The sequence below is a fragment of the Kitasatospora sp. GAS1066B genome, from assembly GCF_041262605.1.
Lineage (GTDB): Bacteria > Actinomycetota > Actinomycetes > Streptomycetales > Streptomycetaceae > Kitasatospora.
The window spans coordinates 118,483-132,597 of record NZ_JBGCCO010000017.1; the positions used below are offsets into that span (position 1 = coordinate 118,483).

15 protein-coding genes and 1 pseudogene are annotated in these 14,115 nt (G+C 72.6%); 8 read left to right on the top strand and 8 right to left on the bottom strand.

Going from position 1 to position 14,115, the window contains the following annotated elements; translation table 11 throughout:
* The first annotated feature begins 302 nt into the window (after positions 1 to 302).
* The gene (locus ABH937_RS20450; protein ID WP_370219017.1) at positions 303 to 1,706 is read left to right on the top strand and encodes a cysteine desulfurase/sulfurtransferase TusA family protein; all 1,404 of its coding nucleotides are present in this window, start codon (positions 303 to 305) and stop codon (positions 1,704 to 1,706) included.
* Positions 1,707 to 1,960: 254 nt separating this feature from the next.
* Here ABH937_RS20450 and ABH937_RS20455 read toward each other — a convergent pair whose 3' ends face one another.
* Positions 1,961 to 2,935 carry a carbohydrate kinase family protein gene (locus tag ABH937_RS20455; protein WP_280686941.1) on the bottom strand — a complete coding sequence of 325 codons (975 nt, stop codon included), beginning with the start codon at positions 2,933 to 2,935 and terminating at the stop codon, positions 1,961 to 1,963.
* 216 nt (positions 2,936 to 3,151) lie between these two features.
* Between ABH937_RS20455 and ABH937_RS20460 the strand changes: the two genes are divergently transcribed.
* Both ABH937_RS20460 and ABH937_RS20465 read left to right on the top strand, forming a co-directional pair.
* Entirely contained in the window at positions 3,152 to 3,370 is a 219-nt protein-coding gene (locus ABH937_RS20460) for a hypothetical protein (protein WP_280686940.1), read from the top strand.
* A 135-nt stretch (positions 3,371 to 3,505) separates the two neighbouring features.
* Entirely contained in the window at positions 3,506 to 4,213 is a 708-nt protein-coding gene (locus ABH937_RS20465; protein WP_280686939.1) for a hypothetical protein, read from the top strand.
* A 76-nt stretch (positions 4,214 to 4,289) separates the two neighbouring features.
* Here the strand turns inward: ABH937_RS20465 and ABH937_RS20470 are convergent, their stop codons facing one another.
* The gene (locus ABH937_RS20470) at positions 4,290 to 4,643 is read right to left on the bottom strand and encodes an iron-sulfur cluster assembly accessory protein (RefSeq protein ID WP_280686938.1); all 354 of its coding nucleotides are present in this window, start codon (positions 4,641 to 4,643) and stop codon (positions 4,290 to 4,292) included.
* A gap of 227 nt (positions 4,644 to 4,870) precedes the next feature.
* On the opposite strand from ABH937_RS20470, the gene ABH937_RS20475 reads away from it, so the two are divergent.
* A complete protein-coding gene (locus tag ABH937_RS20475; protein ID WP_370219018.1) occupies positions 4,871 to 5,740 on the top strand; it encodes a GNAT family N-acetyltransferase in 870 nt (289 codons plus the stop codon).
* Positions 5,741 to 5,777: 37 nt separating this feature from the next.
* Here the strand turns inward: ABH937_RS20475 and ABH937_RS20480 are convergent, their stop codons facing one another.
* The 3 genes from ABH937_RS20480 to ABH937_RS20490 form a co-directional block, all read right to left on the bottom strand.
* The gene (locus tag ABH937_RS20480; protein WP_280686936.1) at positions 5,778 to 7,148 is read right to left on the bottom strand and encodes a pyridoxal-dependent decarboxylase; all 1,371 of its coding nucleotides are present in this window, start codon (positions 7,146 to 7,148) and stop codon (positions 5,778 to 5,780) included.
* 138 nt (positions 7,149 to 7,286) lie between these two features.
* Positions 7,287 to 7,751, bottom strand: coding sequence for an Lrp/AsnC family transcriptional regulator (locus ABH937_RS20485; RefSeq protein ID WP_280686935.1), 465 nt, complete (start codon positions 7,749 to 7,751; stop codon positions 7,287 to 7,289).
* Between the two features lie 75 nt (positions 7,752 to 7,826).
* Entirely contained in the window at positions 7,827 to 8,753 is a 927-nt protein-coding gene (locus ABH937_RS20490; protein WP_280686934.1) for an NADP-dependent oxidoreductase, read from the bottom strand.
* A gap of 207 nt (positions 8,754 to 8,960) precedes the next feature.
* On the opposite strand from ABH937_RS20490, the gene nadA reads away from it, so the two are divergent.
* A complete protein-coding gene (gene nadA, locus ABH937_RS20495) occupies positions 8,961 to 10,142 on the top strand; it encodes a quinolinate synthase NadA (RefSeq protein ID WP_370219019.1) in 1,182 nt (393 codons plus the stop codon).
* A gap of 94 nt (positions 10,143 to 10,236) precedes the next feature.
* Here nadA and ABH937_RS20500 read toward each other — a convergent pair whose 3' ends face one another.
* Positions 10,237 to 10,530 (bottom strand): hypothetical protein, encoded by a 294-nt coding sequence (locus ABH937_RS20500; protein ID WP_280686932.1) that lies wholly within the window; start codon positions 10,528 to 10,530, stop codon positions 10,237 to 10,239.
* 34 nt (positions 10,531 to 10,564) lie between these two features.
* Positions 10,565 to 11,341 (bottom strand): PspA/IM30 family protein, encoded by a 777-nt coding sequence (locus ABH937_RS20505; RefSeq protein WP_280686931.1) that lies wholly within the window; start codon positions 11,339 to 11,341, stop codon positions 10,565 to 10,567.
* A 250-nt stretch (positions 11,342 to 11,591) separates the two neighbouring features.
* Between ABH937_RS20505 and ABH937_RS20510 the strand changes: the two genes are divergently transcribed.
* Together ABH937_RS20510 and ABH937_RS20515 are read left to right on the top strand one after the other, a co-directional pair.
* A complete protein-coding gene (locus tag ABH937_RS20510) occupies positions 11,592 to 12,191 on the top strand; it encodes a DUF3043 domain-containing protein (protein WP_280686930.1) in 600 nt (199 codons plus the stop codon).
* 275 nt (positions 12,192 to 12,466) lie between these two features.
* Positions 12,467 to 13,183: a bifunctional 2-polyprenyl-6-hydroxyphenol methylase/3-demethylubiquinol 3-O-methyltransferase UbiG gene (locus ABH937_RS20515; protein ID WP_280686929.1), complete on the top strand. Its 717-nt coding sequence runs from the start codon at positions 12,467 to 12,469 to the stop codon at positions 13,181 to 13,183.
* Between the two features lie 28 nt (positions 13,184 to 13,211).
* On the opposite strand, the gene ABH937_RS20520 is transcribed toward ABH937_RS20515, so the two are convergent.
* The gene (locus ABH937_RS20520) at positions 13,212 to 13,412 is read right to left on the bottom strand and encodes a hypothetical protein (RefSeq protein ID WP_280686928.1); all 201 of its coding nucleotides are present in this window, start codon (positions 13,410 to 13,412) and stop codon (positions 13,212 to 13,214) included.
* Between the two features lie 115 nt (positions 13,413 to 13,527).
* Here ABH937_RS20520 and cobU point away from each other — a divergent pair.
* A pseudogene (gene cobU / locus ABH937_RS20525) lies at positions 13,528 to 14,097 on the top strand (bifunctional adenosylcobinamide kinase/adenosylcobinamide-phosphate guanylyltransferase); the annotation flags it as partial.
* Positions 14,098 to 14,115: the final 18 nt, after the last annotated feature.

The window sequence follows — 14,115 nt, forward strand, 5'->3', positions numbered from 1 at the left end:
CTGTGAGCCTCCCCGGCGACCCGTCCACGGGCACGGTTTGAATGCTTATGCGGGCCAAACCCTACTCCAGCCTTATGCGCACCTGACGAGCAGGTCCCGGTAACGCGCCGCCCCGCTACCCGATCAGCCCCGGCAGGCGCGGACTCCCAGGTCATGGAGGACTTTCGGGCTCCGTACACCCGATCGAGGGACGGTCTGTCGACGATCGGATGACGGTCCGTCGGACACGGACGAACCGGACAAAACGGCACGCCGCCGGGTGATCGTCTGACGGGCCGTGAGGGCCGGATAGCGTGTCGGTCGTGACGTCGACTGACAGTCTGTATTTCGATGTGGCCTCCACGGCTCCGCTGCACCCCGTCGCCCGGCAGGCGCTGACCGCCGCGTTGGAGGAGGGCTGGGCCGACCCGGCCCGGCTCTACCGCTCCGGACGGCAGGCCCGGATGCTGCTGGACGCCGCCCGCGAGACGGTCGCCGAGCTGATCGGCGCCAGGCCCGACGAGGTCTCCTTCACCACCAGCGGCACCCAGGCGGTGCAGCTGGGCGTGCTCGGCGCGCTGCGCGGGCGGCGGCGGACGGGCCGTCACCTGGTGCACTCGGCGGTGGAGCACTCCAGCGTGCTGCACACCGCCGAGCAGCACGAGGGGGCGGGCGGCGAGGTCACCGTGGTCCCGGTGGACCGCGGCGGCCGGGTGGACGCCGAGCGGTTCGCCGCCGCCGTGCGCCCCGACACCGCGCTGGCGGTGCTCCAGTCGGCCAACCACGAGGTGGGCACGGTGCAGCCGGTGGCGGAGACCGCCGCGCTGCTCGGTGAGGTGCCGCTGCTGGTGGACGCCGCGCAGAGCATCGGCCGGCTGCCCGCGCCCGACGGCTGGTCACTGCTGACGGCCAGTGCGCACAAGTGGGGTGGCCCGGCCGGGGTCGGCGTCCTCGCGGTCCGCAAGGGCGTCCGGTTCAACTCCGCGCTGCCGGCCGACGAGCGCGAGGGCGGCCGGGTGCCCGGGTACGTCAACGTCCCGGCGATCGTGGCGGCGGCGGCCTCGCTGCGTGCCGTCCGGGCCGAGGCCGAGACCGAGAACGCCCGGCTGCACGCGCTGGTGGAGCGGATCAGGACCCGGGTCCCGCACCTGGTGCCGGAGGTCGAGGTGGTCGGCGATCCGGTGCGCCGGCTGCCGCACCTGGTCACCTTCTCCTGCCTCTACGTGGACGGCGAGGTCCTGCTGGGCGAACTGGACCGGGCCGGCATCGCGGTCTCCTCCGGCTCCTCCTGCACCTCCAGCACCCTGACCCCCAGTCACGTGCTGGCCGCGATGGGGGTGCTCACCGAGGGCAACGTGCGGGTGTCGCTGCCGCCGGGGACGACCGGGGCGCAGGTGGACCGCTTCCTCGCGGTACTGCCCGAGGTGGTGGCGCGGGTCCGGGCGCCGCTGGGGCTGGAGTTGACGGTGCCCTCGGATCCACCGACCGGACAGCTGGTGATCGACGCGCTGGGGAAGCGGTGCCCGCTGCCGGTGATCGAGCTGGCCAAGCGGTTCGGCGAAGTGCCGCCCGGCGGGCTGGTGGTGGTGCTGGCCGACGACGAGGCGGCCCGGCTGGACATCCCCGCGTGGTGCGAGATGCGCGGCCAGGCCTACGAAGGCGAAACCCCGGCCAGCGCCTACGGGGCGGACCGGGGGTTCGCGTACTCGGTGAGGAGAGTCAGCTGAGCGACTGAGCTGCGACGCAGCGGAGGGTGGGGGCCGCCGAGATGGGGACACCTCCCGGCCGAAGGCTGGGGGCGAGGCGGCACCCGCCCGCAGCGAAGGAGCAGCTCACCAAGCGGCCCGGGGTCAGCTGAGCGACTGAGCTGCGACGCAGCGGAGGGTGGGGGCCGCCGAGATGGGGACACCTCCCGGCCGAAGGCTGGGGGCGAGGCGGCACCCGCCCGCAGCGAAGGAGCAGCTCACCAAGCGGCCCGGGGTCAGCTGAGCTTGGCGCGCACCTCGGCCGCCGCCTGCTCGCCGTAGGCGGCGGCGAAGCGCTCCAGGAAGTGGCCGGTGCGCAGCTCGTACTCCTGGGTGCCGACGGTCTCGATCACCAGGGTGGCCAGCGCGCAACCGATCTGGGCGGCCCGCTCCAGGCCGAGTTCCCAGTGCAGGCCGGCCAGGAAGCCGGCCCGGAAGCCGTCGCCGACGCCGGTCGGGTCGGCCTTCTTCAGCTCGGGCACGCACGGCACGGTGATGTCCGGCTCGCCCTTGCGCTCGATCCGCACACCCTTGGCGCCCAGCGTGGTGACCCGGATGCCGACCCGCGTCAGCACCTCGGCGGCGTCCCAGCCGGTCTTGGACTCGATCAGCCCGGCCTCGTACTCGTTGGTGAACAGGTAGGCGGCGCCGTCCACGATCTCGCGGATGTCGTCGCCGTCCAGCCGGGCAAGCTGCTGCGAGGGGTCGGCGGCGAAGGCGTAGCCGCGGGTGCGGCACTCCTGGGTGTGCCGCACCATCGCCTGCGGGTCGTCGGCACCGATCAGCACCAGGTCCAGGCCGCCGACCCGGTCGGCGACCGGCTTCAGCTCGATGTTGCGGGCCTCGGCCATCGCGCCGGTGTAGAAGGAGGCGATCTGGTTGTGGTCCTCGTCCGTGGTGCACATGAAGCGGGCGGTGTGCCGGGTCTCCGAGATGTGCACGGACTGGGTGTCCACGTTGTGCCGCTCCAGCCAGGCCCGGTACTCGGCGAAGTCCGCGCCGGCCGCGCCCACCAGCACCGGGCGCAGCCCGAGCAGGCCCATGCCGAAGGTGATGTTCGGCGCGACCCCGCCGCGGCGGATGTCCAGGGTGTCGACCAGGAAGGAGAGCGACACCGCGTGCAGCCGGTCGGCGACCAGCTGGTCGGTGATCCGACCCGGGAAGGTCATCAGATGATCGGTGGCGATCGAACCGGCGACGGCGATGCGCACGACTGGGCTCCTAGTGGCGAAGGCGAGGTGAACCCCCCTACGGTACCGGGCACCGGCCCGGTCAAGGGCGCGAAGGCCCGCGATCCCGTCCGGATGACTACCTGCGGGTAGGGCTGGCCGGGGCCGTGCGGGCGGCCTAGGGTCGCGATCAGCGGGTCCTTCGGGGCCCCTGTGGCGCGCGGCGACACGGCCGCGGCCGGCGATCGGAGCCGCCCCATGCTGCCCAGTCACTCCCCCGTCGAGGTCCCCCGCACGCTGCTGGACGAGGCCGATCCGGACACCCTCGACGCCCTGGTGGACTCCTCCCGTCGACTCGGCGCCTTCTGGCCGCTGCTGGCCGACAGCCCGTGGCGGCCGAGCGAGCCCGGCGGCCCGATCACGGTCCCGGACAGCACCCGCGCCCTGGTCGCCGGCATGGCCGAGTACGGCCTCTGATCAGCCGCTGATCAGCCGCCGACCGGTTCCGGTCGGCTTCTCGTCCGCCCGGGGAACCGGATCCCGTCCTGCCACGTCAGATCCGCGCAGCCACAGCTGCTGTAGGGATCCGCACCTTCTGGAGGACGTCGCACCATGGACGAGAACACCACCGCCGAGCAGCTCCGCCGTCCGTCGGCCCCGCTGAACCGTCGGCGCCGGAGTCTGGCCGCCGCCGCCCTGCTGCTCTCGGTCGCCGCGACGGTGAGCGCCTGCGGCGGCAGCAGCAGCCCGAAGAGCGCGGCCGCGGCCGCCAGCGCGAGTTCCTCGCCGTCCGGCAGCGTCGCCCCGTCGGCCGGTGCCTCGTCCAGTTCGGCTCCCACCGCGTCGCCGTCCTCCCCCGCCGGCGGCGCGGCGGGTACCCCCACCGCCCCGGGTTCCGGTTCGACACCCGCGCCGACCGGCGGTGGCGCCGCGCCCGGCAGCGCGACCCCCGGCTCCCCGGTCAAGCCGGGCGCCCCCGGCACCCCCGCCCCGCAGCCGCCGGTGAACCCGCAGTCGCAGCTCAAGCCGACCGGCTACCTGGCCAAGGACAACCAGCTGACCGTCTTCTTCTTCGGCGTGGTCTGCGACAAGTACGGCCTGCAGGTGGACGAGGGCCGGGCGGGCACCGTCCGGGCGCAGGTGGTGATCACCCAGCACCTGCCGGTCGGCCAGATGTGCCCGGCGCTGGTCAAGCAGCAGTCCGTGGTGGCCAACCTGGCCCAGCCGCTGCAGGGCCGCGAGGTGGTGGACGCGCTCACCGGGGCGAACATCCCGCTGGAGTCGGCGCCGAACGGCGGCCCGGTCAGCGCCGGCAACTGAGCCGATCCCCGATCCCCGTCCGCACGGACGACAGCGGCGGCCCCGGAACGCTCCGGGGCCGCCGCTGTCGGGACGACTAGCTGAACGAGTCGCCGCAGGCGCAGGAGCCGGTGGCGTTCGGGTTGTCGATGGTGAAGCCCTGCTTCTCGATGGTGTCCACGAAGTCCACGGTGGCACCGCCGAGGTAGGGGGCGCTCATCCGGTCGGTGACGACCTTGACCCCGCCGAAGTCCTTGACGACATCGCCGTCCAGCGAGCGCTCGTCGAAGAAGAGCTGGTACCGCAGGCCCGAGCAACCACCGGGCTGGACGGCGACACGCAGCGCGAGGTCGTCGCGGCCTTCCTGCTCGAGCAGGCCCTTCACCTTGGCCGCAGCGGCATCGGTAAGGAGCAGACCACTCTCGACGGTGGTCTCGTCCTGGACGGTCATCTGCTTACTCCCGGTCTATGACGACAAACTGCCGCCAGTGCCAACCAGCGGCCGCCCGGATTGATTCCGGGCAGTGGATCCGAGTTCGCGGACGATGCTCCGCTCCCTGGTCTGTCCATGCTCGCACACCGCGCGTCAAGCGGGCACCGGCCGCCGGCTGCCCGCCGCGTCGGCCGGATCGGCGCAATCGCGCGCTTGCCGGCCGGCCGAGCGGGGAGGATGGACGGATGATCCTGCGTCAGGTCCGCGACAGCCGCGTGGACGCCGAGACCGTCCGGCTGATCGCGGCCGAGTGCTTCGGCGCGCCGGGCACCGGGCCCGCGCGGTCGCCGAGCGAGGCCGAGATCGCCTGGCAGCAGGCCAGGACCAGGCACCTGGCGACCACCGACCCCGAGGGCTGCTGGCTGGCCGAGGAGGGCGGTCGGGCGATCGGGTTCGCGCTCTCGATGCGCCGCGAGGGCGTGTGGATCCTCGCGCTCTTCTGCGTGCTGCCCGAGTTCCAGGGCAAGGGGGTCGGCCGGGTGCTGCTGGAGCGAGCCGCCGCGCACGGCCGGGCCTGCCTGCGCGGCATGAGCACCGTCTCCGGCGACCCGGCCGCCGCCCGCCGCTACCGCCGGGCCGGCTACACCCTGCACCCGACCATGCGGCTGACCGGCCGGGTCGATCGGGCCGGTCTGCTGGACGCCGGGGACATCCCGGTGCACCCGGGCAACGCGGGCCACCGGGACCTGCTGGACTCGATCGACCGCCGGCTGCGCGGCGCGGCGCACGGCCCGGACCACGAGCTGATGCTGGCCCACCACGACGAGCTGCTGGTCGCCGACACGCTGGCCGGCAGCGGCTACTGCTACCGCCGGGGCGGCGCCGTCAAGCTGCTGGCGGCCACCTCCAAGCGGCTCGCGGTGCGGCTGCTGCGCGAGGCCCTGGCCCGGGTGCCGGAGGGCACCGAGGCCAGGGTGGAGTACCTCACCGCCGAGCAGGAATGGGCGCTGGACGTCGGCCTGGAGCTGGGCCTGAGCCTGCACAACCGCGGTTTCCTCGCGCTGCGCGGGATGCGGCCGCCGGCCCCGTACCTGCCCAGCAGCGGCTTCCTGTGACCGGCGTCGCACGCCCGGCAAGATCCGTGGGAGAGCCCTACGCCATGGTGTCCAGGATCTCCTGGACCATCGCCATCGTGGTGCCCGGGTGCAGGAACGCGAAGCGGGCCACCGTCTCGCCGTCCCAGCCGGTCGGCGTGACGAAGCCGATCTGGTCCGCCAGCAGCCGGTGCGACCAGGTGTAGTAGTCCTGCTCGGTCCAGCCGATGCGACGGAAGCAGACGGCGGAGAGCTGCGGGTCGTGCAGCAGCTCCAGGTGCTCGGTGCGCCGGATCAGCTCGGCGCTCTCCCGGGCCAGCGTGAGGCCGGCCTCGATCGCGTCGGTGTAGGCCTGGGTGCCGTGCACGGCGAGCGAGAACCAGAGCGGCAGGCCGCGGGCCCGGCGGGTCAGGTGGTAGGCGTAGTCGGTGGGGTTCCACTCGTCGCCCTCGTGGTGCAGGACGTCCAGGTAGCCGGCGTCCTGGGTGTGCACGGCCTTGGCCAGCCACGGCTCGCGGTAGAGCAGCGCGGCGCAGTCGAAGGGCGCGAAGAGCCACTTGTGCGGGTCGACGACGAAGGAGTCGGCGTGCTCGATGCCGTTGTAGCGCTCGCGCACCGAGGGGGCGAACAGGCCCGCGCCGCCGTAGGCGCCGTCCACGTGGAACCACAGGCCGCGCTCGCGGGTGACCTCGGACAGGCCCTGCAGGTCGTCGATGATGCCCTCGTTGGTGGTGCCGGCCGTGCCGACCACCGCGATGACGGTCTCGGGGTTGGGGTCGGCGGCCAGCGCCGCGCGCAGCGCCGCGCCGGTGAAGCGGCGGTCGACGGTGGGGACCTTGAAGGCCTCGACGCCGATGATGTTGAAGGTGTTCTTGACCGAGGAGTGCACCTGGTCGGCCACCGCGATCCGCAGCCGGGTCTCCGGGCCGACGCCGAGCCTGCGCCGCGCGGTGTCGCGGGCCACCACCAGCGCGGACAGGTTGCCCGCCGAGCCGCCGGAGACGAAGGTGCCGCCGGCCGTCTCGGGCAGTCCCGCCCGGTCGGCTATCAGGCGCAGCACCTGGTTCTCGGCCGCGATCGCACCGGCCGCCTCCAGCCAGGAGATGCCCTGCAGCGAGGCGCAGGAGACCACCATGTCGAACAGCAGCGCCGCCTTGGTCGGGGCGCACGGGATGAAGGAGAGGTAGCGCGGGCTGTCGGCGGAGATCACCGCGCGGGACAGCTCGTGGTCGTAGAGCTTGAGCACGTCGGCGGGGGCGTTGCCGTGCTCGTTCAGCAGCCCGGCCAGGTGGGCGCGCAGTTGCTCGCCGTCGCCGGGGTGGTCCAGGGGCACCGGGTCGTACTGCAGGCGCTCGCGCATGTAGCCGAAGACCAGGTCGACGAGCTCGTTGTCGGGCTGGTGCATGCGGTGCGGGACGGCGGCGGTCACGAGGTGCTCCTTAGGCTCAGAACTCAAGATCAGCCTAGGCAGCGGGGGTCCGAGCCCGCGCGTCCGAATGCGCCTGTTCGAGCAGCATTCGAGCGTGTTCGCGCCCGGCGGCGCAGGAATCCTGCGCTGGTATGAAAGTCAGCCGATCAGCCGGGAGAGCACCACCGAGCTGCGGCTGCGCTGGACGCCCGGCTCGCGCCGGATCCGCTCGATCACCGCCTCCAGGTGCCGGGTGTCGGCGGCCCGCAGGTGGATCAGGGCGTCCGGGTCGCCGGTGACCGTCCAGGCGGCGACGACCTCGGGGAACTGCCGCAGGCTGGCCAGGATCTCCTCGGGCGCGGTCCGCTCACGGCAGTAGATCTCCACGAAGGCCTCGGTCTGCCAGCCGAGCAGCTCCGGGTCGAGCACCACGGTGAAGCCGCGCACCACGCCGCGCGAGCGCAGCCGGTCGATCCGGCGGCGCACGGCGGTCGCGGAGAGGTTGGCGAGCAGGCCGATCTCGGCGTACGAGGCCCGCCCGTCGCGGCCCAGGTGGGCCAGCAGCAGACGGTCGGTCTCGTCCAGGGAGACACCGCCCACCTCGGGCGGTCGACTCGTGCTCATGGGTGCGCGCTCTCCACGGCTCGGGGGCAGGGCGGAACGTTCCGCTCACCGCCCCATTCTCCCGGACCCGGTTGGTCAGTCCACCAGCAGCACGATCTTGCCCCTGGTGCGGCCCTCCGCGCTGAGCTGCTGGGCGGAGGCCGCCTGCGCCAGCGGGAAGGTGGAGGCAACGGTGACGGTGAGCTTTCCGGCGTCCACCAGCGCGCCGAGCGCCGCCAGGTCGGCGGCATCGGGGCGGGCGAAGTGGTAGTGCCCGCCGAACTCGAGCACCGCTCCGTCCACCGCCGAGGCGATCCGGCCGCGCTGCTTGACCAGGTGCTGGGAGGCGACCAGGGACGGGCCGCCGACCAGGTCGAAGGCCGCGTCCACGCCTTGCGGCGCCAGCGCCCGGACCCGCTCCACCAGGTCGTCGCCGTAGCGCACCGGCTCGGCGCCCAGCGAGCGCAGGTAGGCGTGGTTGTGCTCGCCCGCCGTGCCGATCACCCGGGCGCCGAGCGCCACCGCGATCTGGGTGGCGAAGCCGCCGACCCCGCCGGCCGCGGCGTGGATCAGCACCGTCTCGCCGGCCTCCACCGCGAGCGCCTTGACCAGCCCCTGATAGGCCGTCAGTCCGGCCAGTGGCAGTCCGCCGGCCTGCGCCCAGCTGAGCCCGGCGGGCTTGCGGGCCAGCGTGCGCACCGGGGCGGCGACCAGCTCGGCGTAGGTGCCGTGCTCGATGGCGTCCTTGCGCACGTAGCCGACGACCTCGTCACCGACGGTGAACTCGGTGACGGAGGGGCCCACCCGCTCGACCACGCCGGCCAGGTCCCAGCCCATGATCAGCGGGAAGTGGGCGTCCGTCACCCCGTCCATCCGGCCCTCCCGGACCTTCCAGTCGACGGGGTTCACGCCGGCCGCCCTGACCCGGACCAACACGGAGTCCGGGCCCACCTTCGGGTCGGGCAGGTCAAGGTATTCGACGACCTCGGGGCCGCCGTAGCGATTGATCGCGATGGCCTTCATAGCCCTAGAGAACACGCTCGGCGCTCCGGGCGCAGCCGCCGCGCGGGGACTGCGTCGGGTCCGTCCGCCAAGCCGACGAGGTGGCGCGCCGATCACGTCACATCGACACGATGGCCATCGTCAGAGTGACGCGAACCGGTTATCATAGATAACGTCAGAAAGACGAGAAGGCTGGGAGCGTCCGGCCGCACAGGAGGGCACCCGCCCGTGACCACCACCGTTGACACCGCGTTCGCCGAGCCGACCGCCACACCGCTCGCCCTGCTGCTGCTCGGCCGCCAGGCCGATCCGAACAGCGAGCGCGGCGTGGAGTGCCCCGGCGACCTGCCGCCCGCCTCCGACCCCGACCTGGTCGAGCGCGCCCGCGCCGCCAAGGCGAAGCTCGGCGACCGCGTCTTCATCCTGGGCCACCACTACCAGCGCGACGAGGTCATCGAGTTCGCCGACGTCACCGGTGACTCCTTCAAGCTGGCCCGGGACGCCGCGGCCCGCCCGCAGGCCGAGTACATCGTCTTCTGCGGCGTGCACTTCATGGCCGAGTCGGCCGACATCCTGACCTCCGCGGCCCAGCAGGTCGTGCTGCCCGACCTGGCGGCCGGCTGCTCGATGGCCGACATGGCCACCGCCGAGCAGGTCGCCGAGTGCTGGGACGTGCTGCGCGAGGCCGGCATAGCCGACGTCACCGTCCCGGTCTCGTACATGAACTCCTCCGCCGACATCAAGGCCTTCACCGGCAAGCACGGCGGCACCATCTGCACCTCCTCGAATGCCAAGCGGGCCCTGGAGTGGGCCTACGAGCAGGGACAGAAGGTGCTCTTCCTGCCCGACCAGCACCTGGGCCGCAACACCGCGGTGCGCGACCTGGGCTTCTCGCTGGACGACTGCGTGCTCTACAACCCGCACAAGCCGAACGGCGGGCTGACCGTGGAGCAGCTGCGGGACGCCAAGATGATCCTCTGGCGCGGACACTGCTCGGTGCACGGCCGGTTCACCGTGGAGTCGGTCGCCGAGGTCCGCGAGCGGATCCCGGGCGTCAACGTGCTGGTGCACCCCGAGTGCAAGCACGAGGTGGTCGCCGCCGCCGACGAGGTCGGCTCGACCGAGTACATCATCAAGGCCCTGGAGGCCGCCGAGCCCGGCTCCAAGTGGGCCATCGGCACCGAGCTCAACCTGGTCCGCCGCCTGGCCAAGGCGCACCCGGACAAGGAGATCGTCTTCCTGGACCGCTCGGTCTGCTTCTGCTCCACGATGAACCGGATCGACCTGCCGCACCTGGTCTGGGCGCTGGAGTCGCTGGTCGAGGGCCGGGTGCCGAACGTGATCACGGTCGACCCGGAGACCGAGAAGTACGCCAAGGCCGCGCTGGACCGGATGCTGGCCCTGCCGTAGCGGGCCGCAGGACGTGACGCGAGGACGTGGGAGGGGCGGCACCCGGTGGGTGCCGCCCCTCCCACGTCGACCGGAAGTCGCCCTCCGGGAGTGACTACTCCGGGATGCCCGGGATCAGTCCGTCGCCCTCGGCCCGCAGCACCTGCCGGACCTCGTCGATGGTCCCGCCCTCGTTCGGCAGGATCGCGTCGGACGGCCCGAGGTAGTCGTCCGCCACCGGCTCGCCCACCTCGCGGACCGCGGCGAGCAGATTGCCCAGCGTGGTCCGGAACACCGTCTCGTCCCCCGAATCCAGGGCGGCGAGCAGCTCGTCGTCGAGCTGGTTCAGCCGGTTCAGGTGCTCATCGGCCACCCGGAACTGGCCCTCACCCATGATCCTCATGATCATGCTGGCGTTTCTCCCTGCTGTCGAAGCGGGCGCTTTACTTGTGGTAGTTCACGGACGGCGGCGGGGTGTCCTGCTGACCGCCCTCGCCCTGCTCGATCGCGGCCGGGCCGGTGGAGCCGCCGCCGAGCTCGGCCTTCATCCGGGCCAGCTCCAGCTCGACGTCGCTGCCGCCGGCCACCCGCTCCAGCTCGGCCTCGATGTCGTCCTTGCGGCCGAGACCGGAGGAGTCGTCGAGCGCACCGGAGGCGAGCAGCTCGTCGATGGCACCGGCGCGCGCCTGCATCTGGGCCGTCTTGTCCTCGGCCCGCTGGATCGCCAGGCCGACGTCGCCCATCTCCTCCGAGATCCCCGAGAACGACTCGGCGATCCGGGTCTGCGCCTGGGCGGCGGTGTAGGTGGCCTTGATGGTCTCCTTCTTGGTACGGAAGGCGTCCACCTTGGCCTGCAGCCGCTGGGAGGCGAGGGTGAGCTTCTCCTCCTCGGCCTGCAGCTGCTGGTACTGCACCTGCAGATCGCTGATCTGGGACTGCATCGCGGACTTGCGGGTCAGCGCCTCGCGGGCCAGATCCTCGCGGCCGAGCGAGAGCGCCTTGCGGCCCTGGTCCTCGTACTTCGAGGACTGCTGCTGGAGCTGCGTCAGCTGCAGTTCCAGGCGCTTGCGCGAGGTGGCGACGTCCGCCACGCCCCTGCGCACCTTCTGCAGCAGTTCGAGCTGCTTCTGGTACGAGTAGTCGAGCGTCTCGCGCGGGTCCTCCGCCCGGTCCAGGGCCTTGTTCGCCTTGGAGCGGAAGATCAGCCCCATACGCTTCATGATTCCGTCGCTCATGGGCCTCGGGTGCCCCCTTCTCCGGGCTGCGGGTTCTATCTCGTACCAAAATCTACTGCGAGTGTATGTGCAGCGGGGCCTGGACCGCAGTCACCTACCTGCAACAAGACTGCTACGTCCGCACCGGTCGTGGCCTCATCCCACAGGGGGATCTCGGGGCACCCTCCCTGACAGGGACACCTACCTGTGATCAGGGGATGGGGGGGATTCTGGGGCCAGCACGTACGCTTGTCATGTGTTCCGACGCCGTTCAGATGATTCCCCCTCCTCCGCCACCGTGCTGGCCGAGCAGGACGACATGTCCCAGAGCCGCGATCCGCAGGCGAAGAAGGGCCGTCCCACGCCCAAGCGCAGCGACGCCGAGGCCAACCGGCGGACCCGGGTGACCGTGCCCAAGGACCGCAAGGAGGCCGCCAAGCAGTCGCGCGAGCGGCTGCGGTCCGAGCGGGAGAAGCAGCGCCTGGCGCTGCTCAACGGCGACGAGCGTGCGCTGCCGCCCCGTGACAAGGGCCCGGTGCGGCGCTTCACCCGCGACTACATGGACTCGCGCTGGTCGCTGGCCGAGTTCTTCCTGCCGGTCGCCGTGGTGATCCTGGTGCTCAGCGTGCTGCGGGTGCCGTCGCTGCAGCTGCTCTCCACGCTGCTCTTCCTGCTCTTCCTGGTGCTGGTCGTCGTCGACTTCCTGCGCCTGGGCCTGGGCCTGCGCAAGGCGATCGCGAACCGGTTCCCGAACGAGAACGCTCGCGGCGCGGTCGGCTACGGCCTGATGCGCAACCTGCAGATGCGCCGACTGCGGCTGCCCAAGCCGCAGGTGAAGCGGGGCGAGCACCCCTGACCGCCGAGCCGCAGGCGTACGACTGGGCCCCCGCCACGCCGGGGCCCGGTCCGTACCCGCTGCCCGGACAGCACGACGGCGGTCACGACCGCGAACCGTCGTACCCGGGCTACGGCTATCAGGGCACCACGTACCAAAGCTCCACGTACCAGGGCGTCGCCCCCTACGGCTACGGCCAGCACCACGGGCTGCCCGCCCGCAGCGGCTCCTTCGCCGGCGGCGCCGGGGCCTGGCTGGAGCGGCAGGGCGGCCTGCACAACCTGGTCCGCCAGGAGATGGTGGCCCGCCAGCTCGCCGAACAGCTGGCCGCGCACTTCGGCGCGCGCGCCCAGCAGACGTCGCTGCGGGTGCTGGACGTCGGCTGCGGCCAGGGCACCCAGGCGCTGCGGCTGGCCCGGGCCGGACACCTGGTCACCGGCCTCGACTCCGACCCGGTCACCCTCGGGGCCGCCCAGGCGATGCTCGCCGCCGAGCCGCCCGAGGTGCGCGAGCGGGTCCGGCTGCTGAGCGGCGACGGGCACCACTGCGGACGCTGGTTCGGGCCCGGCAGCTTCGACGTGGTGCTCTGCCACGGCGTGCTGATGTACCTGCCCGACCCCGACCCGCTGATCGCCTCGCTCGCCCGGATGGTGGCTCCCGGCGGGCTGCTCTCGCTGCTGGCCCGCAACCGGGACGCGCTGGCCATGCGGTTCGGACTGACCGGCGACTGGCGGGCCGCGCTGCAGGCCTTCGACTCCGACCACTACGCCAACCGCCTGGGCCTGACCGCCCGGGCCGACCGGCTGGCCGACCTGGCCACCACGCTGCGCGAGGTCGCCGTGCCGCTGCGGCACTGGTACGGCGTGCGGGTCTTCACCGACGGCATGCCGGACCACGCCGCGCCGGTGGACGGCCGCCAGCTCGGTCAGCTGCTGGAGGCCGAGGACCGGGCCGGACGGGTGGACCCGTACCGTCAGGTCGCCGCGCTGATCCACCTGGTCGGCGCCAAGTAGCCCACGCGGCAGGCGATCTGACGCCGGCTCAGGCCGCGCGCAGGCTCATCGGGTAGATCTCCGCGTCGTCCTCCAGCAGGACCACCCGTTCGACGCCGTCCTCCAGCAGGCGCTTCCACTCCTCGCCGATCCACGACTCGGCGTCGCCCTGGCTGGTGAACTCCTCGGCCCCGTCCTGCGGGGTGAGGACCGAACCGTCCGCCGCCTCGTACCGCCACGTCCAGACCATGCCCGGCTCCCTTCCTGCTGCTCCTGGGTTCTGCTGCGCGCAGGCTACCGCGCAGGGATCAGGCTGCCCGCCGCACCACCGCTCAACCCCGTGCGCCAGGATGACCCGCATGACTCGTACCTTGATCCTCGGCGGCGCCCGGTCGGGCAAGTCCACCCGGGCCGAGTGGCTGTTGCGCGAGCACACCGACGTGCTCTACGCGGCCACCGGCGGCTGGCGGGCCGACGACCCGGACTGGGCGCAGCGCGTCGCCCTGCACCAGGGGCGGCGGCCGGCGAGCTGGCGGACCGCCGAGACCGTGGACCTGGAGCCGATCCTGGCCGCCACCGACGATCCGGCCCCGGTGCTGGTCGACTGCCTGGGCATGTGGCTGACCACCGTGATGGACCAGGCGGACGCCTGGGACGACGCGGCCTGGGAGCGACGGGCGGCCGGCTCGGTGGAGCGGCGGTGCGCCGAACTGGCCGAGGCGGTACGGGTGACGCGGCGCCAGGTGGTGGCGGTCAGCAACGAGGTGGGGCTGGGCGTGGTCCCCGCCACCGCGGCCGGGCGGCGGTTCCGGGATACTCTGGGCCGGCTGAACATGGCGGTCGCCGAGGCCTGTGACGAGGTACTGCTGGTGGTGGCGGGGCAGCCGCTGACCATCAAGGGCCCGACCGCCGGCGGCACACCCCGGACAGCCTGAGGCTCGGTTGGTAAGGTT